This is a genomic window from Streptomyces sp. NPDC046379 (assembly GCF_055587785.1).
Window position 1 is genome coordinate 85,881 of sequence record NZ_JBVJFP010000006.1, and the last position, 20,079, is coordinate 105,959.

At 73.3% G+C, this 20,079-nt stretch carries 18 protein-coding genes; 5 read left to right on the forward strand and 13 right to left on the reverse strand.

Translation table 11 applies throughout. From position 1 onward, the window contains the following. The first annotated feature begins 91 nt into the window (after positions 1-91). The 3 genes from ACZ6KF_RS13065 to ACZ6KF_RS13075 are packed head-to-tail and all read left to right on the forward strand — an operon-like array spanning position 92 to position 3,152. Positions 92-1,144, forward strand: a complete 1,053-nt coding sequence (locus tag ACZ6KF_RS13065; RefSeq protein WP_469238464.1) for a hypothetical protein — start codon at positions 92-94, stop codon at positions 1,142-1,144. A 47-nt stretch (positions 1,145-1,191) separates the two neighbouring features. Continuing rightward, on the forward strand, positions 1,192-2,490 hold the full coding sequence (locus tag ACZ6KF_RS13070; protein ID WP_469238465.1) for a sensor histidine kinase: 1,299 nt from the start codon (positions 1,192-1,194) through the stop codon (positions 2,488-2,490). After that, positions 2,487-3,152, forward strand: a complete 666-nt coding sequence (locus tag ACZ6KF_RS13075) for a response regulator transcription factor (RefSeq protein ID WP_469238466.1) — start codon at positions 2,487-2,489, stop codon at positions 3,150-3,152. The genes ACZ6KF_RS13070 and ACZ6KF_RS13075 overlap by 4 nt, the downstream gene beginning before the upstream one ends. Before the next feature lie 90 nt (positions 3,153-3,242). Here the strand turns inward: ACZ6KF_RS13075 and ACZ6KF_RS13080 are convergent, their stop codons facing one another. Next, a complete protein-coding gene (locus tag ACZ6KF_RS13080) occupies positions 3,243-4,700 on the reverse strand; it encodes an NCS2 family permease (RefSeq protein WP_356633066.1) in 1,458 nt (485 codons plus the stop codon). A 255-nt stretch (positions 4,701-4,955) separates the two neighbouring features. Between ACZ6KF_RS13080 and ACZ6KF_RS13085 the strand changes: the two genes are divergently transcribed. Together ACZ6KF_RS13085 and ACZ6KF_RS13090 are read left to right on the forward strand one after the other, a co-directional pair. Continuing rightward, positions 4,956-5,519, forward strand: a complete 564-nt coding sequence (locus ACZ6KF_RS13085) for a SigE family RNA polymerase sigma factor (protein ID WP_356633068.1) — start codon at positions 4,956-4,958, stop codon at positions 5,517-5,519. Next, positions 5,516-6,427: a hypothetical protein gene (locus ACZ6KF_RS13090; protein ID WP_356633070.1), complete on the forward strand. Its 912-nt coding sequence runs from the start codon at positions 5,516-5,518 to the stop codon at positions 6,425-6,427. The genes ACZ6KF_RS13085 and ACZ6KF_RS13090 overlap by 4 nt, the downstream gene beginning before the upstream one ends. A gap of 82 nt (positions 6,428-6,509) precedes the next feature. Here ACZ6KF_RS13090 and ACZ6KF_RS13095 read toward each other — a convergent pair whose 3' ends face one another. The 12 genes from ACZ6KF_RS13095 to ACZ6KF_RS13150 all read right to left on the reverse strand — a co-directional run bounded on the left by ACZ6KF_RS13095 (position 6,510) and on the right by ACZ6KF_RS13150 (position 20,048). Continuing rightward, entirely contained in the window at positions 6,510-7,655 is a 1,146-nt protein-coding gene (locus tag ACZ6KF_RS13095) for a dienelactone hydrolase family protein (protein ID WP_469238467.1), read from the reverse strand. Position 7,656: 1 nt separating this feature from the next. Continuing rightward, on the reverse strand, positions 7,657-8,799 hold the full coding sequence (locus ACZ6KF_RS13100) for a pectinesterase family protein (protein WP_469159820.1): 1,143 nt from the start codon (positions 8,797-8,799) through the stop codon (positions 7,657-7,659). An 89-nt stretch (positions 8,800-8,888) separates the two neighbouring features. Continuing rightward, complete coding sequence (locus tag ACZ6KF_RS13105; protein WP_469238468.1) at positions 8,889-10,208, reverse strand: pectate lyase family protein; 1,320 nt, start codon at positions 10,206-10,208, stop codon at positions 8,889-8,891. Between the two features lie 36 nt (positions 10,209-10,244). Beyond that, positions 10,245-11,042: a rhamnogalacturonan acetylesterase gene (locus ACZ6KF_RS13110; RefSeq protein WP_469238469.1), complete on the reverse strand. Its 798-nt coding sequence runs from the start codon at positions 11,040-11,042 to the stop codon at positions 10,245-10,247. A gap of 240 nt (positions 11,043-11,282) precedes the next feature. Further along, positions 11,283-12,644 (reverse strand): ABC transporter substrate-binding protein, encoded by a 1,362-nt coding sequence (locus tag ACZ6KF_RS13115; RefSeq protein ID WP_356633080.1) that lies wholly within the window; start codon positions 12,642-12,644, stop codon positions 11,283-11,285. Between the two features lie 55 nt (positions 12,645-12,699). Next, a complete protein-coding gene (locus tag ACZ6KF_RS13120) occupies positions 12,700-13,368 on the reverse strand; it encodes a hypothetical protein (protein WP_469238470.1) in 669 nt (222 codons plus the stop codon). 40 nt (positions 13,369-13,408) lie between these two features. Beyond that, a complete protein-coding gene (locus ACZ6KF_RS13125; protein ID WP_469238471.1) occupies positions 13,409-14,932 on the reverse strand; it encodes a glycoside hydrolase family 43 protein in 1,524 nt (507 codons plus the stop codon). After that, positions 14,929-15,774: a DUF6807 domain-containing protein gene (locus ACZ6KF_RS13130; protein ID WP_469175501.1), complete on the reverse strand. Its 846-nt coding sequence runs from the start codon at positions 15,772-15,774 to the stop codon at positions 14,929-14,931. The genes ACZ6KF_RS13125 and ACZ6KF_RS13130 overlap by 4 nt, the downstream gene beginning before the upstream one ends. Beyond that, the gene (locus ACZ6KF_RS13135) at positions 15,771-16,928 is read right to left on the reverse strand and encodes a Gfo/Idh/MocA family protein (protein WP_469175499.1); all 1,158 of its coding nucleotides are present in this window, start codon (positions 16,926-16,928) and stop codon (positions 15,771-15,773) included. The genes ACZ6KF_RS13130 and ACZ6KF_RS13135 overlap by 4 nt, the downstream gene beginning before the upstream one ends. Continuing rightward, positions 16,925-18,220 (reverse strand): pectate lyase family protein, encoded by a 1,296-nt coding sequence (locus ACZ6KF_RS13140; RefSeq protein WP_469175497.1) that lies wholly within the window; start codon positions 18,218-18,220, stop codon positions 16,925-16,927. Before ACZ6KF_RS13140 ends, ACZ6KF_RS13135 begins: the two co-directional genes overlap by 4 nt. Then, positions 18,217-19,116, reverse strand: a complete 900-nt coding sequence (locus tag ACZ6KF_RS13145) for a carbohydrate ABC transporter permease (RefSeq protein ID WP_356633092.1) — start codon at positions 19,114-19,116, stop codon at positions 18,217-18,219. Before ACZ6KF_RS13145 ends, ACZ6KF_RS13140 begins: the two co-directional genes overlap by 4 nt. Beyond that, positions 19,113-20,048 carry a carbohydrate ABC transporter permease gene (locus ACZ6KF_RS13150; protein ID WP_356633094.1) on the reverse strand — a complete coding sequence of 312 codons (936 nt, stop codon included), beginning with the start codon at positions 20,046-20,048 and terminating at the stop codon, positions 19,113-19,115. Before ACZ6KF_RS13150 ends, ACZ6KF_RS13145 begins: the two co-directional genes overlap by 4 nt. Between the last annotated feature and the right edge of the window lie 31 nt (positions 20,049-20,079).

Sequence of the window (20,079 nt, forward strand, 5' to 3'; positions counted from 1 at the left end):
AGTGCCTCTCCCCCGCCCGGCGGAGGAGGGCGGGGGAAGATCGTCGTACGGCAGGACGCGGCAGGTCGCGGCGGCGCGGGAGGGTGGGCGCATGACACGGACAGCCGCCCTCCGAAGCCCCGCCGGCCCCGGCCCCGTACCTTCCCCTCCCCACCCCTCCGTCTCCCGGCCGCGGCGGATCCTGCGGGCCGTCGCCATCGCCTCGTGCCTGCCCTATCTCGCCCTCAAGGCCGCCTGGGTCGCCGGGAGCCGGATCGGCATCCCGGACGGCAGCGAGCTGCTGGAGCACCGGGTTCCCATGGCCGTCGCCAACGGCGTGACGATCCTCATGGACAGCGCGGTCGTCCTGCTCGCGCTGCTGCTCACCCGGCCGTGGGGGCGCGCGGTGCCGGCCTGGCGGCTCGCCGTCCCGGTGTGGACGGCGACCGGGCTGCTCGCTCCGATCATGGCCGGATTCCCCGCGTTCGTGGTGGCGGACCTGCTCGGCGGCAGCGGCAGCGGGGAGGCCGCCGGGGACGAGCCCTTCCTCGACGGATGGGTCTTCTCCGTGGTCTACACCGGGTTCATCGTGCAGGGCGTCGCCCTCGGCGCGCTGTTCGTGCTCTACGCCCGCGACCGGTGGGGACGGCTGTGGCGGGGGCCGGTGGGGGATCCGCCGGGGCGGCGCGCCGGCCCGGCCCAGCGGCCGGCCGCGGTCGTGGCCGCGCTGCTCGCCCTGTTGCCGCTCACCGTCCATCTGCTGTGGGCCGGCGGCGGAACGGCCGGCCTGCCCGTCGGGCGGATCACCGGCCGCGGCAGCGACTTCCACGTCCTGGAGGTCCTGGCCGTCCTCTTCCTGGCCGGGGCCGTGACGGGCGCCCTGCTGCTCGCCTTCCGCCGCCCGCCCACGCTGCCCGCGGCCGTGCCGCTCGCCCTGGTCTGGGCCGGCTCGGCCACCCTGGTCTGCTGGACCGGGTGGACCTGGCTGACGCCCCTCGTCGGGGGCGGCGACATGGCCGAGCGGCCGAGCCCCCTGATGCATCTCACCTACGGCGGCCAGGTGACGACCGGCCTCCTGGCGGCCGCCGTCTGCGTCGGCTTCTTGAGGGAGCGGTCCGGGCAAGGGGAGCGGTCCGCGGAACGCGGCCGGGAACACACGGGGTGAGGGACGTTCCACGGCCCCTGCCTCGCCGGCGGGCGGGGGCGTCCCGCATGACCGGCCCGACCGGCCCGACCGGCGCGACCGGCGCGACTGGTCTGAGCGGTTTTCGGAAGGCCCTGTTCGGGCGGTGGGTGCATCTGGTCCTCGGCGGCGCGCTCGCCATGCCGTACGTGTTCGTCGCTTCGGTCGTCGTCGGTCCGGTGCTCGGCTCGCGGTACCTGTTCGGCGACCCGTACGTGCAACTGGCCTCGTTCGCCGTCGCGTTGCCGCTGGCCGCCGTCACCTCGCTGTTCCCGCCGACCCGTCCGCTGGAGGCCGCCGCCGTCCGGGCGCTGTGCGGTGTCGACGCCGACGCCCTCGCGCACACCCCGGCCCGGACGCGGGCGGCCAAGCGGCGTACGGCGGCGTGGTTCACGCTGCACCTGGGGCTCGGCGGCGTCCTGTCGGGGATGACGCTGGCGGTACCGCCGTTCGCCGCCGTGCTGATGGTGCTGCCCGTCGCCGGTGTCCTGTTCGACACCAGGCTGGGGCTGCCCCGGGTCTTCGAGCACGCCTGGGCCCTGGCGCTCGCGCCGGTCGCGGGCGTCGCGACGCTGCTCGCGCTCACGGGCTGCGCGGCCGGCGCCGGGGCGCTGCTGGCCCGCTGGGCGCCCGCGCTGCTCGGGCCGACCCCCGCCGACCGGCTCGCGGCGGCCGAGGAGCGCGCCGCCGACCTGGCCCTGCGCAACAGGATCGCCCGGGAGCTGCACGACTCCGTCGGCCACGCCCTCAGCGCGGTCACCCTCCAGGCCGGCGCCGCCCGCCGGGTCCTGGACAGCGACCCGGGGTTCGTCCGCGAGGCCCTCGCCGCGATCGAGGACACCACCCGGCGCACGGTGAGCGAACTGGACGCCGTGCTGGGCGTGCTGCGCGACGGCGACGCCCCGGGCACCGCGCCCGCCCCGGCCCTCGCCGCCGACCTGGACGGCCTGCTGCGCCGCACCCGCGCGGGCGGCCTGGAAGTGACCGCCGACGTCGCCGTGGACCCCGCCTCGCTGCCGCCGCTGCTGTCCCGCGAGGCGTACCGCATCGTGCAGGAAGGACTGACCAACGCCCTGCGGCACGGCGGGGAACGGACGACCGTCGCCCTGCGCATCGCCGAGGCCGGCGGCCACCTGGAGATCACCGTCCGCAACCCGCTGCGCGCCGGCCCCTCCCCCGCCCGCCCCGGCGGCGGTCACGGCCTCGACGGCATCGCCGACCGCGCCCGGCTGCTGGGCGGCACCGCACGGGCGGGCCCGGACTCCGGAGCCTGGCTGCTCCACGTACGACTGCCGACGGACCGCACCCGAGGAAGAGGAACCCCATGAGCACCCCGCCCGCCCCCGTACGCGTCGTCGTCGCCGACGACGAGCGCATGGTCCGCACCGCACTGCGCGCGATCCTGTCCGCCGAGCCGGACCTGGAGGTGGCCGGCGAGGCGGCGACCGGGGCCGAGGCCGTGTCCGTCGTGCGCGAGGTGCGGCCGGACGTGGTGCTGATGGACGTCCGCATGCCGGAGGTCGACGGCATCCGGGCCACCGAGCAGATCCTCGCCACGCTGGACGCGCCGCCCCGCGTGGTCGTCGTGACGACCTTCGAGAACGACTCGTACGTGTACGACGCACTGCGCGCCGGCGCCGCCGGGTTCCTGCTGAAGCGGTCGGACGCGGACGCCTTGGTGCAGGCCGTACGGCTGGTCGCCCGCACCGACACCCTGCTGTTCCCGTCGGCGGTGCGGGCGCTGGCCGTGGAGCACGGGCGCGGACGCGGCACGCCGCCGCCCTGGGTGGCCCGGCTCACCGTCAGGGAGGGAGAGGTCCTGCGGCACATGGCGGCCGGCCTGACCAACGCGGAGATCGCCCGGCGCCTGGAGGTCGGCCCCGCCACGGTGAAGTCGCACGTGGCGGCCGTCCTGGCGAAGACCGGCGCCCGGGACCGCACGCAGGCGGTGATCGCGGCGTACGAGGCCGGCTTCCTGACGGTCTCCTGACGGTCCCGGCCACGTCCCTGGGCCCGCGGGGGAGGGGCGGCGGCGCCCGCTCGCGGGGCGCCGCCGCCTCCCCGCCGCCTCCCCGCGCCGTCAGTGCACGCCGAGCAGCTGCTCGACCGGGTCGATGGCGAAGTAGACCAGGAACAGCGCCGAGGTCCCCCACAGCAGCCAGTGGACCTGCTTGGCCTTGCCGAGCACGGTCTGGATGACGACGTAGGCCAGGAAGCCGGCGCCGATGCCGTTGGTGATGGAGTAGGTGAACGGCATGACGGCGATGGTCAGGAACGCCGGGACGGCGATCTCGTAGCGGTCCCAGTCGATGTGCTTGACCTGGGTCATCATCAGGAAGCCGACGGCGACCAGCGCGGGGGCCGCCGCCTGGAGCGGGACGATCGTGAGCAGCGGGGTCAGGAACAGGGCGAGCGCGAACAGGCCGCCGGTGACCAGGTTGGAGAAGCCGGTGCGCGAGCCCTCGCCGACGCCGGCCGCCGACTCGATGTAGGAGGTGGCGGAGGACGACGAGGCGGCGCCGCCCGCGACGGCCGCGGCGCCGTCGATGAGCAGCACCCGGCCGAGGTTCGGGACCTTGCCGTCCTCGTCGAGCAGCCCGGCCTCCGCGCTGATGCCCACGACGGTGCCCATGGTGTCGAAGAAGTCCGACAGGATCAGTGTGAAGATCAGCAGGACGACGGTGACGACGCCGACCTCGGGCGCGCCGAACGCGCCGAACAGGCTGAAGTCGCCGATCAGCCCGAAGTCGGGGGCGTCCACGATCCGGTCGGGCCACTCGGGCGTGGTCAGGCCCCAGGTCTTCACGTCGGCGAGCGAGTTGACGACCAGGGCGACGACGGTCATGACGGCGATGCTGATCAGGATCGCGCCCTTGACCCGGCGGGCGAGCAGTCCGACGGTCAGCAGCACGCCGAGGCAGAAGACCAGGATCGGCCAGCCGGTGAGGGTGCCGGTGCCGCCCAGCTGGACCGGCACGGTGGTGTTCGCGGCGTCCGGGATGCGGCTGACGAAACCGGCGTCGACGAAGCCGATGAAGGCGATGAACAGGCCGATGCCGACGCTGATCGCCTGCTTGAGCGGTTGCGGGATGGCGTGCATGACGGCCTCGCGCAGCCCGGTCACCACCAGCACGCAGATCAGCAGCCCCTCCAGCACGACCAGGCCCATGGCGTCGTCCCAGCTCATCAGCGGGGCGATCTGGAAGGCGACGACGGCGTTGAGGCCGAGTCCGGCGGCCAGGGCGAGCGGCAGGTTGCCGCCGACGCCCATGACGATCGTCATCACCGCGGCGACCAGGGCGGTGGCGGTGGTGAGCTGGACGGGGTCGAGCTGCTCGCCGAACTTGTCCTCGGCGCTGCCGAGGATGAGGGGGTTCAGGACGAGGATGTAGGCCATGGTGAAGAAGGTGGCGAGGCCGCCGCGTATCTCCCGGCCGACGGTGGAGCCCCGTTCGGATATCCGGAAGAACCGGTCGACGGCGTTCCCCGCGGGTGGCGGGGCGGCCGGCCGGCCGGCCGCCTTCTGCGCTTCGGACATGGCGCACTCTCCTCGTTGTGCTCGATGGGTGATCCGCGACCCGTGATCCGTGACCCGTGACCCGTGATCCGGTGCGGATGATGGCTGGATTGTTCCTCCGCCGGACAGGGTTCAGGTTTTCTCCGTGTTACGGAAGGGGAGTTCGAGGGGTCATACGCCGTTCGAATCGCCGCACGGAACGCTGGTACAGTTCCCGATCTCACCCCGGCGCACGGTTGTTCGATGCCGGGACACCGCTGCGAGGAGTAACCGCCCGTGGGCACAGTCGTCGACGACGCCGCCTCCGTGGAGTTCCATGCCTTCTTCGAGCGCCACCACGCCGAACTGGCCCGCCTCGCCCATCTGCTGACGGGCGAGGCCGACGCCGCCGACGACCTGGCGGCCGACGCGCTGCTCGCGCTGTGGCACCGCTGGGACCGGGTGCGCGCGGCCGACCATCCGGTGGCGTACGCGCGGGGCGTGGTCGCCAACCTGGCGCGCACCCGGATCCGCAGCGCGGTCCGCGAACGGCGCCGGATCGCGCTGTTCTGGTCGCGCGAGGAGAAGGTCGAGGATCCGGACGTGGCCGGCGCGGTCGACGTGCAGACGGCGCTGCGCCGGCTGCCGTTCCGCAAGCGCGCCTGCGTGGTGCTGCGCCACGCCTTCGACCTGTCCGAGAAGGACACCGCGCTCGCCCTGGGCGTCTCGGTGGGTACGGTGAAGAGCCAGACCTCCAAGGGAATGGCCGAGCTGCAACGCCTGCTCGGCGTACAGGGAGCTCCGCAGAAGATGCGTGTGGCGATGACGCGCACCCGCCAGGCCGCAGGAAGGGATCGATGATCATGCAGCGGGACGTGCACGACGAGCTGCGCGCCCGGCTGCACGAGGCGGCCGAGGCGCACCGGCCCGACCGCGCGCGCATGCTGGCCAGGATCGAGCGCGGCATGGCGGAGGACTCCGTCCGCGGCGGCGAGCACCGGGCCAGGAGGCCGCGGGCGTTCGGCTGGCTGCGGGTCGCGGGCGCGACGGCGGCGGTCGCCGGCGTGCTGGCGGTCGGCGGGTACGCGGTGGCGTCCGCGGTGAAGGACGAGGCCCCGCAGCAGGGCACGGTCGCGGCCACCGGGTCGCCCACGCCGTCGCCGGACGCGACGAGCCGGCCGCCCTCCCTCCCGGTCGATCCCTCGCCGAGCGCCACGCCCGAAGGGCGCGCGGAGTCCGGTTCGCCTCCGCCGAGCAGCGCACCGCCGTCGAAGGCCGCGCCGGCCCCGCTGGACCCGGACGCCGGCGTCGAGGACGGGCCCCTGTGGTCGGACGGCTCGGTGGACCCGCACAGCAACGAGTTCTGGGCGCAGTCCAACGTCACCCTGAAGACCGGCGAGGAACTGACCGGGCTGACCGTGCAGTTGCGCATCGCGCAGACCGGCGGGGTGGCCTCGACCGGCGCCTGGCGCTCGCTGCCCGAGGCCGACTTCGACGTGACGGTGACCGAGCGGGACGGCTTCCTCGTCTACACCTGGGTGCTCAAGGAGGGCCGTACGGTCCCGGCGGGCGAGTGGGTCTTCGCGGGGCAGTACGACCATGAGCGCGGCGGCCGGGACGCGGGCGACGACACCTACGCGGCGGCGGCACGCGGCACGTCCGGGCAGCTGGCGGTGGCGGGCGACTTCGCGCCGCGGGACGACCACCGCGGCAGCGCCGACGAGGGCTCCGACAGCGGCTCCGAGGGCGACGGCGACGGCGACTCGTAGGGCGCGCGACGCCGGACGAAGAAATCGCCGGGCGCCCGGCGCACGCCGCCCCCGCCGGTGACGACCGGCGGGGGCGGCCCCGTCACACCACCCGGTCGAGCCAGCGGAACACCTCTTCCTGCATCGGCGCCGTGAAGACGTGCCCGAGGCCCGGCCAGACCTCCGTGCGCAGCCTGTCCTCCGCGTGCCGGGACCGCCACACCGCCCGCAGCCTCCCGTAGGCCGCGGCGACCCCCTCCGGGGTGAACAGGGTGTCCCGTTCGCCGTGGAGGAAGTACATCGGCCGCGGGGCGGCGATGCTCGCCACGTCGGGGATGTCGAGGTGGCGGGCGAGGCCGGGATGGAGCATGTAGTACGCCGACTGCCCGCGCAGGGTGTTGTTGCCGGGCACCATCATCTCCTTCAGGCCGGTCATCCAGCAGGCGCTCGCCGCCGCGGCCACCTGGTCGCTGAGCGCGGCCGTCTGCCAGGCGCGATAGCCCCCCATGGAGAATCCGGCGGCGGCGACCCGGCGGCCGTCCACCCGGTCCAGGCCGGCCAGGAAGCCGGCGGCGCGGGCGTCCTCGCGGGCCATGAGACCGGCGAGCGAGGAGCCGAGGTTGAAGAAGTTGGCGGCGAGCGCCTGCTGCTGCTCGTAGGTCACCGGGCCGCGGTCGCCCCAGCCGGGGGCGTCCAGGCACAGCACGACATAGCCGCGCCGGGCGAGTTCGTCGCCGACGAAGCGCCCGTCGAAGCAGCGGTCCGCCCAGGCCCGCGCCGAGGCCAGCCGGGTGTCGTCGTACCAGGGGCGGACCAGCTTCTCCTTGCCGATGTCGAACTTCGCGCCGTGGTCGTGCAGCAGGAGCACCGCGGGGAACGGCCCGCTGCCGTGCGGGGTGAGCAGGGCGCCGCGGACGCGTTCGTAGCGGGTGAGGGACACGGTCACCAGCTCGCGGGTGTACCCGTCGCCGTCGGCGCGCCCGCCGAACTCGGGGGCGTACGGCACCCGGTGCTGTCGGTCGACCAGGAGGTGCGCCTCGACCTCGGCGCGGGCGGCGCGGCGCCACGCCCCGAAGTCGCGCAGCGGGGAGGTTCCCCAGGCGAGCGGGAAGTCCAGCTCGTCCTTGAGGGCCCGGTGGAAGTCCGGCAGGTTGCCGCCGGCCCACTCGGCCGCCCCGGCGGTGGCTGGGGTGGCTCCGGTGAGGAACACCGCGGCGGCGGCGCCCGTCACCACGGTCCGCCGGCGCACGTCAGCAGTCCTCGCGCCACGGCGTCCAGTCGCCGAGCTGGGCCTCGCGGGTGTGCGACGCGGCCTCCTCGTCGGTGAGCTGGGGGCGGTTCTCCGGGACGGTGATCGCGGCGCCGGGACCGGAGTTGCGGTACTCGGCGAAGCGCTGGTTCTGCCAGGGGTGGCCGCTGGACATGTTGGTGTAGGGGGCGACCGCGTCGACGCCGGCGCCGAGGTGGGAGTCGCGGACGACCAGCATGGGGCGGGCGGTGGTGTCGGAGCTGGGCACCCAGGGGCGGGCCAGCTTGTAGTAGCCGTCCGGGGCCTCGCTGCTGATACGGCTCCTGGTCACCAGGTAGCCGCGCGGGTTCGCTCCCGCCGTGGAGGGCGCGAACACGAAGCCGTACGGGGCGGCGGCGAGGTCGGTGCGGATCAGGGTGCGGAAGTGGCAGTGGTCGAACACCGCGGTCGCCCGGCCGAAGACGAAGTCGACGTCTCCCTCGACGTAGCAGTGGGAGAAGTACTGGCGGGCGAAGACGCCGAGCGCCATGGAGTCGGCGTACAGGGTGTCCTGGTGGCCGAGGAAGCGGCAGTGGTGGAAGGCGGAGCGGTCGCCCTGCACCTTGACGGCGACGGCCTGGGTGCCCGAGACGCCGGGGTGGTCGGCGCGCAGCCAGTCGTTGGCGAAGGTGATCCAGCGGGCGGTGAAGCCGTCGGCCTGCACGGTGGTGGTGGCCGAGCCGGTGGTGCCGTAGGTGCCGCCGCCCGGCTTGGGGGTGCCGGCCGCGTTGTCGTACACGACCACGACGTCGCGGGGGTTCTCCGAGGCGCCGATCCAGGCCATGTCCTTGCGGGTGGCGTCGACGGCGACCGTCTCGCGGTAGGTGCCGGGGGCGATGACCAGGGTGCGGCCCGTACCGGTGGCGGCGGCCACGGCGGCGGCGACGGAGGTGAAGTCGCCGCGGCCCCGCACGTCGACGTAGAGGGTGCCGGGGTCGCGGCGGGCGGCCGGCGATCCGAAACGGCCGAAGGGACGGGAGGGACGCCGGGACCGGTCGTCTGCGTGCGCGGCCGGGGCGGTCACGGCCAGCGCGGCGGCGGCGCCGGCGCTCGCGAGGAGGAAGCCCCGCCGGGGCAGGGGCAGGTCGGGGTCGGGAGAGGGCATGCGGGTGCTCCTAGGGAGGGGAGGGGCCGGGGCGGCGCGCCCGTGGTGGGGGCGCGGTGCGGTCCGCCCCGGCCCGGCGTGCGGCGGGATCAGCGCAGCCGGCCGGCGCCCGCGCCGAGGCCGACGATCACGGGAACGGCCTTGGCCGGGTGGACCGTGGTGCGCAGGGTGGGCGTCCAGCCCGCGCCCGACTGCAGGGTCTCGGCGGGGATCTCGGCGTTGTGCACGGCGATCAGGTCGACCGGCTTGCCGTTGACGACGTTGTGCGCGGCGGTGACCGGCGCCTCGCTCCACTTCTTCAGCACCTTGGCCGGGCTGATCCCGTCCGGCAGCGTGAAGGCGTTGTGCTCGGCGACGAGCTGGGACTCCTTGCCGATGCCCAGGCTGTAGGAGTAGTTCTCGTCGGCCACGTAGTGGTTGTTGTACGCGTCGACCTGGCCGAAGCGGACGCGCGGCGCGCGCTCCACGAGCTTGGAGAACCGGTTGTGGTGGAGCGTGACCTTCAGGTGGCCGCGGTCGCCGACGGCGGTCGACTCGCTGTCGCTGTTGCCGATCAGGATCGTCTTGTCGTGCTGGGTGAAGACGTTCCAGGAGGCGGTGACGTAGTCGGCGCCGCGGACGATGTCGAGCAGTCCGTCGTGCTGCTGGTAGAGCATCCCGAAGTAGGTCGGCGCCTCGCTGTCGGGGTGCTCGCCGTCGGTGAAGGTGTTGTGGTCCAGCCAGACGTGGGTGGCCCCGTAGACGACGACGCCGTCGTACTCGGAGTTCCAGTTGCCCTTGCTGCCGTCGGTGGGGTCCCACTGCGGGAAGCAGTCGATCGGGGCCTCGACCGTGAGGTTGCGGATGATCACGTTGTCGACGCGGTTGATCTGGAGGCTCGCGCCCTTGATGGCCGCGTTCCGGCCGACGCCGATGATCGTGGTGTTGGACGGCACCGACACCTTGATGGCCTTGGACTGGTTGGCGGCGGAGGCCGCGCGCAGGCCCTCGGGGCTGTCGGCGGGCTCGCCGCTCAGGTCGGTGTCCAGGCCCCACTTCTCGGGAGCGTACTTCTCGAGGTAGGCGTCGAAGTCGTAGCCGGGCGCCTCGAAGGCCTGGCATCCGTCGGCCACGGCGTCCACCACGCCCTTGACCTTGATGATCTTCGGCGCGTCGCCGCCGGCGGCCAGGGCGGCCTTGAACCCGGCCCAGTCGGTCACCGTGTACACGTGCTCGGCGTCGGCGGCGGCCCCGCCGGTGGTGCCGGTGCCGTACGACCCCCAGCCGTCGCCGGCCGGGAGGGTCTGCCGGGCGGCGTCACGCGGGCCGTGGTGGGCCTGGGCGGGGGCGCCGGTCGCGGTCAGGACGAGCGCGGTGCAGCCGACGACGGCCACGCTGGTGACATGCCCATGCCATTTGGTTGCTCTCATGGTGCGGCTCTCTTTCAAGAAGAAGGGGTACGAGGGTTACGCGGTGCCCTGCGGCCAGGTGATCCAGGACTCGGGGATCTCCTCGTCCAGCCGGCGCACGTCCCCCGGCGCCAGCACCCGGCGCCGCAGGAGTTCGCCCGCGACGAGCCGGGCCACCTCGATCGCGCCCGGCGGGTTGAAGTGGGTGTTGTCCTGCTCGGTCGCGGTCCAGTTGAAGTGCGTCTTGGTCCCCTCGACGCCCAGCCCCTGCCACAGCTCCAGCGACAGCGCCTGGATGTCGAGCAGCGCCACGCCCTCCTCCTCGGCGAGCGCCCGCATCGCGGCCGGGTAGTCGCCGTGGCTGGTCACCGCGTTGCCGGCCGCGTCGAACCGCCGCCGCTCCACCGGCGTCGCCAGCACCGGCCGGGCGCCGCGGGCGCGGGCCCCGTCCACGTACAGCCGCAGGTGGTCCTGGTACGTCGTCCAGGGCTCGGTGCCCCTGGCCGGGTCGCTGGTCTTCTGGTCGTTGTGACCGAACTGGATCAGCAGGAAGTCGCCGGGCCGGAGCTGCCCGAGCACGACGTCGAGCCGTCCCTCGTCGACGAAGCTCTTGGAACTGCGCCCGTTGACCGCGTGGTTGGCGACCGGCCGGTCCTTGTGGAGGAAGAAGGGCAGCGCCATCCCCCACCCGGTCTCCGGGGCCGCGTCGGCGTACTTCTGCGCGGCGGTGGAGTCGCCGGCGATGTAGAGGGTGCGGGTGCGCCGGCCGTGCGCCGACGCGGTGCCGGCGGCGACGCCGGCGAGGGGAAGGGCGGCCACGGCGGCGGCCGCGACCTGTCTGCGCGTGAGTGACACGACGGTGTGCCTTTCAACGGGGTGGTTCGCGGTGTGGCCCGGCCGCGTGGTGCGACGGGGGGATTCGCGGTGCGGCATGCGCCGCGTGGTCACCGGGGTGGTTCGCTGTGCGGCATGCGCCGCGTGGTGCACCGGGGGTGCTTCGCGGTGCGGCATGCGCCTCGCGTGGTCGCGCCCGGCCGGGGGCGGCCCGGAGCCCGAGAGCCACGGGCCGCCCCACGAGGAAACCGGTGCCGAGGACTAGCCCTGCTGCTCGTTCCACTCGGCCTGGGCCTCGTTCAGCTGCTCGGCCAGCGTGTCGAGGAACTCCTTGGCCGTCATGTCACCCAGCAGCACCTTCTGGAAGTTGGGCTCGTTCTCCGCCTTGGAGATGGTGTTCCAGTCGGGCAGGTAGTACGGCAGCTGCACGATCGTCGTCGACCCGTCCGACAGCGCCTCGGCGGCGAGCTTCGTCGGCTCCGCCTTCGAGATCCACTCGTCCTTGGCCGCGTCGAGGTTCGCCGGCACCTGCCCGGCGGACTCGTTGAACTTCGAGTTGGACTCGTGCGAGGCCGCGAACTCGATGAACTTCCAGGCCGCTTCCTTGTTCTTGGAGCTCTTGAACAGACCCAGCCCGTCCACCGGGTTGGACACCTGGACCCGCTTGCCGCCGGGGCCGGTCGGCTGCGGGATGCCGCGGAACTTCTCGACGCCGAACGCCTTCACGTGGTCCTGGTAGGAGCCCAGGTTGTGGTTCAGCATGCCGATGGTGCCGGAGTCCCACTGGGCGACCATCTTGGTGAAGTCGTTGTTCAGGTCGGCGGCCGGGGTGGCCTTCTTGTAGAGGCCGGCGTACTTCTCCAGCGCCTCGACGTTCTTCGGGTCGTTGAGGGTGGTCTTCTCGCCGCTCCCGTCCCAGAAGGACGTGATCCCGGACTGGCCGTACATCGCGTCAAAGGCCTGGGCGATGGAGCCCGCGCCGCCGCGGATGGTGTAGCCGAACTCGTTCTTGCCCGCGTCGGTCAGCTCCTCGGCCGCCTTGTAGAAGGCGTCCCAGGTCGACGGCTCCTCGAGGCCGGCCTTCTCGAACAGGTCGGTGCGGTAGTAGAGGACGCCGTTGTTGGCCGAGGTCGGGACGGAGTACAGCACCTCGTCGCCACCGCCGGCCGCCTTCATCGAGGCGACCATGTCCTCGTTCAGCTTGCCGGTCAGGGAGGACTTGGACAGCCGGTCGTCCAGCGGCTCCAGGGCGTTCTGCGCGGCGAACCCGGCGAGCATGGCCGCGCCGACGCCGCCGACGTCGGGCAGGCCACCGCCCTGGATGGCGGTGTCGACCTTCGACTGGTACTCGGTGGAGGCGATCCCGACGTACTCGACGTCGATCTCCGGGTTCTTCTTCTCGAAGTCGGCGATGATCTCCTTCCAGATGTCGGTGCGGACACCGCCGTTGTTGTCCCAGAAGACGATCTTGCCCTTGCCGCTGCCCTCGGAACCCTTGTCCCCGCCGGCGCCGCTGCCGTCGTCACCGCAGGCGGTGGCGGTCAGCGCGAGGACGGCGCCCAGGGCGACGACGGCCGGCAGTCGACGCCCGCCGGTGCTGCTTCTGCGATTGCTGATCTTCATTGGTCGGCTCTCTTCTTCTGGATTCAACGGAGTGGTGAACGGGTGTGGGGGTTGCTCAGGGGCGAGTGTGGGGAGCCCGGTCGGCGTCGCCCGGTCCGCGGTGGCGGAGCGCGGCGAAGGAGAGGGTCGTCGTCCCGGCGGGCGTGTCGCGCACGGTCCCCGGTCCGGTGGCGAGGGGTTCGGCGCCGCCCTCGGCGGCCCGGCCGCCGGTCGTCGCGGACGACGGCGGCTGCTCGCCGTCCGGCTCGCGCACGGCCTCTTCGGCGGCGTGCGCTGCGGGCGTGCCGTAGACGATGACGGTGGCGGACCCGTCCTGTCCAGTCCCTTGCGGCACGATCTTCGGCGCGGGCGCCGGGGCGGTCGCGCCGATGCCCGCCCGGAGCCCGGACGGGCGCCTGACCAGCGCCGGAACGGCGGCGGCCGGGCCCTGCCGGTGGGCATGGAGGTCCCGTGGAGCGTCCCGTGGAGCGAAGGCCGCGCCCCACGCGTCATCGCGCCCGGTGGCGTGCTGCGGGATCGATCCGCGCCGCACCGCCTCGCCGCCCGCGCCGTCGGCCGCACCACCGGCCGGCGAGGCGGAGCCGTGCGGCCGGTCCGCCCGGTACGGCGCGGCCCCCGCCTCCCCGATCGCGCCGAGGCCCAGCGCGGCCACGAGGCCGAGCACGGCGGCGGCGACCTTGCCGTGTCCCGGACGCGACAAGCGCTTGCCATGGAGTTGCGTCATTGCGGCTCCCAACGGGCGGAACGGTGGGGTGGGTTGGCGGTTACAGGGCGGTGATCCGGAAGCGGGTGAACAGGCCGGCGCCGGCGTGGCCCGGTCCGTCGCCGGGGGCGACGGCGAACAGGCCGAGCAGTGCGCCGACCCAGCGCCAGGGGGTGGCGGCGAAGACCTGGCCCGAGGGGTGCGGGCCGTCCCCGGTGTCGGCGGAGAAGCGGCAGCGGGCGCCGGGGCCGATCTCGACGCGCAGCCGGGCCGTGCCGTCGGGCGCGGAGCGCGGCTCGGCCGCGTCCCGTTCCCGGTCGGCGACCGCCTCGGCGAACCGGTCGACGAGATGGACCGTGCCGTCGCTCCCGCGCTCCAGCCCGATCCAGCGGTACGCGTCCCCGAGGACGGCGAGTCCCGCGCGCGCCCCCGGTTCCTCGCTGTCCAGGCGCAGCTCCACCTCGACCGCGACGGGCATGCCGGGCAGCCGCTGGGTGAGCACGTTCGGCAGCCGGCGCAGGTCGTGCGCGTCGGCCGAGCGGACGCAGGTCAGCCGGAGCCCGTCGGCGGAGTGCTGGGTGGCCCAGCCGTCGCTCGGGTTGGCCGTCCACTGCCACTGGCGGCCGTACCGTCCGCCGGGGAAGTCGTCGTCGGTGGCGGGCGCGGCCGGCGGCTGCGGCGGCAGGGCGGGCCTGCGGTGCTCGGTGACGGGGGCGCCGTCGTCGCCCATCACCGGCCAGCCCCCGGCGTCCCAGCGCATCGGCTGGAGGTGGACCACCCTGCCGTAGGCGCCGCGCTGCTGGAAGTGCACGAACCAGTCCTCGCCGGCCGCCGTGCGCACCCAGCCGCCCTGGTGCGGCCCGTTGACGTCGGTGTCCTTCTGCTCCAGGACGACCCGCTCCTCGTAGGGGCCGAAGAAGTCCCGCGAGCGGAAGGCGCCCTGCCAGCCGGTCTCCACTCCCCCGGCGGGGGCGAGGATCCAGTACCAGCCGTCGTGCCGGTAGAGCTTGGGGCCCTCCAGGGTGAACCAGCCGGGGACGAGGTCGCCGTCCACGATCACCTTGCCCTCGTCGAGCACTCCGGTGCCGTCGGGGCGCATCCGGTGGCCGGTGAGGCGGTTCTTGATCCCGGAGCGGGACCTGGCCCAGGCGTGGACCAGGTACGCCTCGCCGGTCTCCTCGTCCCACAGCGGGCAGGCGTCGATCAGCCCCTTGCCCTCCTTGACCAGGTGCGGGCGGGTCCACGGGCCGCGGATCTCCGGCGCGTTGACCTGGAAGATCCCCCGGTCGGGGTCGCCCCAGAAGATCCAGAACCGGTCGTCGTGGCGGCGCAGGGACGGGGCCCACACGCCGCAGTCGTGGCGGGGCGCGGCGAAGGCGTCCGCCGGTTCCAGGCGGTCCAGGGCGTGTCCCACCAGCGTCCAGTTGACGAGGTCGCGGGAGTGCAGCAGCGGCAGTCCGGGGACGCGGCCGAAGCTGGAGGCGGTGAGATAGAAGTCGTCGCCGACGCACAGGACGTCGGGGTCGGACCAGTCGGCGTCGAGGACCGGGTTGCGGTAGGTCGTCGCGGTGGGCGGGACGGTCACCGGGTCACCGCCTTGTGGACCAGGGCGGCCGCCTCGTCGCGGCCGAGGCGGCCGTCGGCGACGACGGTCACGATCCGGCGGACGACCGTCTCCCCGGCCGGCACGGGCAGGCGGGCGTCGTGGGCCAGGGACGAGCCGACGCCGGGGTACTCGGCGGTGCGCACGAACCAGGGGTCGCGGCGGGTGGCCTCGGTGGCGCCGGCGAAGACGAGGGTCCAGGTCGATCCGGTGAGGGCGACCCAGCCGACGCGGCTGCCGTGGGCGTGTGCCTCTCCCTCGCCGTCGGGGGTGAGGACGCCGGGGGCCTCGGCCTCCTTGAGGGCGCGCCAGAAGAAGCCGCCGTAGGCCGCGCCGGGGCGTCCGTTGGTGGCGGGGCTGCCGATGGACAGGGGGCCGCCGGTGGTGTTGGTGAGGGCGAAGGTGAAGTCCAGCGCCCAGGCGACGTCGGTGAGCCCGGTCGCGGCGACGGTGCGGCGCTCGCGCAGCAGCTCGGTGCCGTCGGCGACCCAGCGCAGCTCCTCGACGAAACCGTCCGGATCGCTCAGGGCGAAGGAGACGTGCTGCTGGACGCCGTGGTTGTCCAGTTCCGTCGGGCCCCGGTCCCGGACGTAGGTGCGTCCGCCCCAGAAGTTGTGCCCCTCGACGTCGGGAACGGCGACACCGACGCCGAGGTGGTGGAGGTGGTCGGCGGGGGCGAGTTCGGTGACCGCCGTGCCGGACAGGGTGGTGACGGGGTGCAGACAGGGGCGCGGGGAGAGCCGGGCCGGGAGGTCGGGCCGGGTGACGTACCGGCCGACGGGGCGGCCGGACACGCTCAGGACGTGCGCGTCGTCGCTGGTCATCGGGGGCTCACCTGCTTCGCGAGAACGTCGTGGACCGCCCAGGGGGCGCCCAGTTCGGAGTAGAGGGACAGGGTGTCGGCGGCGGCGGCGACGAGCGCGTCGACGCCGGGGACCACGCGCCGGTCCTCGTCGGGGACGCGGCGCCAGGCGGCGGGCGGCAGCGGCGCCGGGTCGGGCGCGAGGCGGATGGCCTCGACGACCTTCATGAAGGCGCCGGTCGTGTCCGGCGGGACCAGCAGGGCGGCGCCGTCGGTGAGATGGGCGGCGAGGTTCTCGAGCAGGTCGGTGCGGCCGTACTCGGACTCCTCCGGGCCGTGTCCGGCGCGCTGGAGCAGCACCCGGTCCTGCTTGTACCAGAAGGTGATCCGGCCGCGGTCGCCGTGCACCAGGACGTAGGGCTCGTCGGCGCGCTCGGCGCACAGCGTGGCGGCGACGGTGATCCGCCGCCCCGACGCGGTGGTGATGCGCACGCAGGAGGTGTCGTCGGACTCGATGTCGTTGGCGCGCAGCAGTTCGGTCTCGATGCCGGCGACGTCCTCGGCGCGTTCGCTGCCGCCGAGGGCGAGGGCGGTGGCGACGGCGTGCGCGAGGGGGTTGGTGAGGGCGCCGTCGATGACGTCGACGCCGTTCATCCGCCGCTTGCCCGACCAGGGCGCGCGGCGGAAGTATGCCTCGTCGCGCACCCAGGCGCCGGCCCCGCCGATGCCGGTGACCTCGCCGACGGCGCCCTCGGCGACCATCTCGCGGATCGCGGCGACGGCGTGCGAGCCGAGCGACTGGAAGCCGATCTGGCAGGCGACGCCGGCCGCGGCGACCCCGTCGGCCATCCGCCGGTACTCGGCGAAGGACGGCGCGGGGGGCTTCTCCAGCAGCATGTGCACGCCGCGGCGGGCGGCGGTCAGCGCCAGGTCGGTGTGGGTGGGGATCGGGGTGCAGATCACCGCGGCGCGGGCGCCGGTGGAGTCGAGAAGGGCGCCGAAGTCGGCGGACTGCTCGGGGAGTTCGCCGCCGAACTCCTCCTCGGTCAGCGGGGTCAGCTCGCAGACGCCGACCAGGCGGACCAGGCCGCGACGCTCGAGGCGGCGGATGTTCTCGACGTGCCAGCGGCCGTGGCCGCGGGCGCCGGCGAGGACGACGGACAGCGGTTCGCTCATCGGATCCTCCCCGCTCCCGCGCCCCGGGCCACCGCCCGGTCGGCCGCCGCGGCGCTGTCGACCGGCCCGTGCAGGACCGGCGTCCAGCCGACGTCGCCGGTCAGGTCGCGCTCGCTGCCGGAGTTGTAGGCGTTGTTGAGGGCGAGCAGGTCGACCGGGAAGCCGTTGAAGAGGGTGCCGCTCTGGTGCAGGGCGGTGCCGTTCCAGCTCTTGACCAGGTCGGCGGCCTCGATGTGGCCGGGCGCGGTGAAGGCGTTGTTCTCGGCGTACACGGCGGACTCGGTGCCGACGCCGATCGAGTAGCGGTAGTCGTGGGCGTCGCCGGGGACGACGTAGCGGTTGTTGTAGAGGTGGACCTGGCCGAAGCGGACGCGCGGGGCGCGCTGGACGACGGTGTCGAACTCGTTGTGGTGCAGGGTGACCCGGAGCCTGCCGCGGTCCGCGGTGGCCGCGTCGCCGTTGCCGATGAGGATCGCCTTGTCGTGGTCGGCGAACCGGCTCCAGGAGACGGTGACCAGGTCGGAGGCGTTGGTGATGTCCAGCAGCCCGTCGTGGCGCAGGTAGGTGCGGCCGAAGTGGGTGGGCTCCCGCTCGTCCGGGTGGCCCTTGTCGCTGATCGTGACGTGGTCGATCCAGACGTGGCTCGCACCGCGCAGCCAGATGTTGTCGTAGGCCGCCTTCCAGTCGCCGAGGCCGCCGGTGTTGGGCTGCCAGACGGGGAAGCAGTCGTAGGCGTCGCGCAGTTCGAGGTTGCGGACGATGACGTTGTCCGCGTCGGCGATGCGCAGGCTCGCGCCCTTCAACACGGCGTCGTCGCCGAGGCCGACGAGAGTGGTGTGGGAGCCGACGGCCAGCTCGATCCGCTCGGCCTGACGGGCGGCGGACGCCTTGCGGGCGTCCTCCAGCGGGCCGGACGGCCTGGCCGCGCCCCAGGTGCGGGGGTCGTAGGCGGCCAGGTACGCGCGCTTCGTGTAGCCGTCGGCGGCGTAGTCGGCGCAGTCCAGGCGGTCTCCGTCGTCGTCGGTGTTGGCGTCGATGGTCCCGGCGATCCTGATGATCTTCGGGGTGGCGCTGCCCCCGTCGAGGGCGCGCACCAGCCCGGCGCGGTCGGTCACCGTGAACACATGGGCGTCGTCCGCCGCCGCGCCGCCGGTGGTGCCGCCGGCCGCCGCCGCCCAGCCGTCGCCGGCGGCGAGGGTCTCGCGGCCGAGGTCCCGGCCGTCGTCGGCGTGCGCGGGGGCGCCGAGCAGCCCCAGCAGGGCGAGCGGAAGGATCGCGCGGGCCTTTCTCATCCCTTCACCGCCCCCGCGCTGAAGCCGGTGATGAGCCACTTCTGGATGAAGGCGAAGACCAGCACGACCGGGACGGCGGCGATGATGCCGCCCGCGGCCAGCGCGCCCAGGTCGACGCTGTCGGAGCTCATCAGGGTGTTCAGGCCGACCGGGATGGTCTGCTTCTGCTGGTTGTTGAGGAACATCAGCGCGAACAGGAAGTGGTTCCAGGAGTGCACGAAGGCGAAGGAACCCACCGCGATCAGGCCGGGCCGCAGCAGCGGGAGCACGATGATGCGGAACGCGGTGAAGCGGTTGCAGCCGTCGACCCAGGCCGCCTCCTCCAGGGAGTACGGCACGTTCTTGATGAAGTTGCTGATCAGGATCATCGACAGCGGCAGCTGGAAGACCGTCTCCGCGATGATGACGCTGAGCAGCGAGTTGATCAGCTGGAGTTCGGCGAAGATCTCGAAGAGCGGGACCAGCAGCAGCGCGCCGGGCACGAACTGGGAGCAGAGCAGGGCCAGCATGAAGGCCCGCTTGACCTTGAAGTTGAACCGGGCGAGGGCGTAGCCGCCGGCCAGGGCGACGACGGTGGTGACCACGAGGGTGGCCAGACCGACGTAGACGCTGTTCTCGAAGTAGGTGCCGAAGCTCCGCTCCGTCCAGACCTTCTCGAAGTGGTCGAGGGTCATCGGCCAGGGCACCAGGGAGGTGGAGCCGGCCGGGCGCAGTGCGAACAGCAGGATCCAGTAGAAGGGGATGAGCGTGAAGATCAGGTAGATCGACAGCGGCAGGTAGATCTGCCAGCGCGGGACCTCGTCCCAGGAGCGGTTCCTGCCGGTCCCCCGCTCCGGCGTGCGGGCCGGGCGGGCGGGAGCCGGGGCGACCTCGGCGGTGGCCTCCTTGGTGATCACTTTTCCTCGCCTCCGAACTTGCTCAGCCGCAGATAGACGATCGAGCAGAAGAGCAGAATCACGAACGCGACCGTGGTCAGGGCCGACGCATAGCCGAAGTCGTGGGACTCGACGCTGGTGTTGGCGATGTAGAGCGGCAGTGTGGTCGTCTCGCCGGCCGGTCCGCCGCCGGTCAGGGTGTAGAGCAGGTCGACGTTGTTGAACTCCCACACCGCGCGCAGCAGGGTGGACAGCACGATGGCGTCCTTCAGGTGGGGCAGGGTGATGTGCCAGAACTGCTTGAACCGGCTGGCCCCGTCGACCTCGGCGGCCTCGTACAGGTCCTTCGAGACGGACTGCAGGTCGGCGAGGATGAGGATGGCGAAGAAGGGCACGCCGCGCCACAGGTCGGCGACGATCGCCGCCGGGAACACGGTGGAGGTGTCCGACAGCCAGCTGGTGCCGTACGACCCGATGCCGATGTCGGCGAGGTAACGGCTGATGCCGGTCTGGGAGTTGTAGAGCAGTACCCAGATCGCGGAGGTCAGCACGCCGGAGACGGCCCAGGGCGAGAAGACCAGCGCCCGGCCGATCGCGCGGCCCACGAAGGTCTGGTTGACGATCAGGGCGAGCGCGAGTCCGAACAGCAGCTGGAGGCCGACCTCGACCACCACCCACTTGGCGCTGAAGACGAGGGTGTCCCAGAAGATGGGGTCCTCGGTGAAGGCGTGGACGAAGTTGTCGAAGCCCGCGAATCCGTTCCGCCACGGCTTGGTGGGGTTGTATTCCTGGAGGCTGTAGTAGAAGACGCTGATCACCGGGTAGGCGATGAACCCGAGCATCAGCAGGGCCGCCGGTGCGATCAGCAGGTACGGCAGCCTGCGCGGCGTGGCGGAGGCACGGCGCCGCCGGGGTGGCGCGGGCGGTTTCGCCACGGCTGCGGCTTGGGCCATGACTGTTCTCCGTTCTCGTACGTTCTCTTGC